This window comes from Psychrobacter sp. 5A.1 (assembly GCF_030407455.1).
Taxonomy (GTDB): domain Bacteria; phylum Pseudomonadota; class Gammaproteobacteria; order Pseudomonadales; family Moraxellaceae; genus Psychrobacter.
Map to the genome: position 1 here is coordinate 1 of NZ_JASDDJ010000126.1, position 1,354 is coordinate 1,354.

A 1,354-nucleotide genomic window follows, 5' to 3' on the forward strand; every position below is an offset into this window, starting at 1 on the left:
CTAAATAGAGTTTAATAGATTCTGAATTCAACGGACTTCCAACGTCAGAAAGAACTAGATCTATATTTTTATCACCAAAATCTTCAGTTTGTGCACTTTTCAATGTCTGTAATAGTGAGGAATAAATATACTCTGGTCCAGTAGCAGCACGTATATCAACTGGGAAAACAAAATACTTATTTTTATTCTGATAGTTTTCTGCCTTATCTCTCAACTTTGCAATTAATGAACTTTTACCCATTCCAGAGTTTCCAGTAATAGCAAATATTCTTGTATTTGTATTTCCTTCTTTAACATTTTTAAAAAAATTGAATATGAAATTGATATCCTTTACGCGTCCAACAAAATCCTCTGGTCTGGCTGGCCGATAGTCACTCCAATCTTCACCAGTTTGAACTTGAACAACATTGGCTGCTTTACTAGAGTCAATGTTTACTATCTTATTCTTATTGATCTTAGGTACTTGAAAGTTGAGGTTATTTAAAGAAGTATCAGTATCTGCTATGTTGCTTAACAAGTTAGCATCATCGACCAACTCATTATTTTTTGCATAATAACAAAGTACTCCTGAAGGTATACCTCCTACTAAAGTTGCTACAGCCCAAAATACTCCGTAACTAGTTACAAGTAATACCCATTCACCAATAAGATTATCACTTCCCATATATTCAGCAGCCAAATCTTCTGGCTGTTTTTTTATCACTCCTGAACTGATAAGGGATTCAATTACTTTTTCTGGATCATAAAAACTTAATTTTGTTGCTTGTTCTTTCGGTTTACACTTCCATTCACTGACAAAGCCTTTTGCTTCTTTACCATAATTTCCTGTACTGATAATCCATGCTTCATCATAGTCTTTAAAAACAAGAGTTCCGGCAAGATTCTTTAATATATTTGCATCAATATTTTTATCTCTATAAGCTTTACATTCTACATATATCTCTTTACCACTAATTTTATGTCTACATAGTAAATCTAGCTCTACTGCAGTAAATCTTATTTCATTTATAACTTCATATGATTGTGCAGATAGTAGTTTTTCAGTCAGAGACTCAAGAAGATCTCCTCTTTCCTTTGTAGTAGACGATTTATGCAGGGCAACTTCAATTTTCATTATATTTATCCATATTCGTTATCAAAGTACTGAAGTATTTACATATATTGTTAGTATGTAACAGTAGCTATATTACTGCAAATCAAAAGTCTAAACTAACTAAATTCTAAACCCACACGCAAAGAAAATCCCCCGCCTAGATAACTAGTCGGGGGATGTTTCAGAATAGAGAGCTGACGATGACCTACTCTCACATGGGCGAACCCACACTACCATTGGCGCTATGATGTTTCACTTCTG

At 33.6% G+C, this 1,354-nt stretch carries 1 protein-coding gene; it reads right to left on the reverse strand.

Translation table 11 applies throughout. The features are described 5' to 3' along the window. Positions 1 to 1,114 (reverse strand): restriction endonuclease (locus QL982_RS14370; protein WP_290190440.1); only part of this gene is annotated, 1,114 nt, incomplete at its 3' end. Positions 1,115 to 1,354 lie beyond the last annotated feature (240 nt).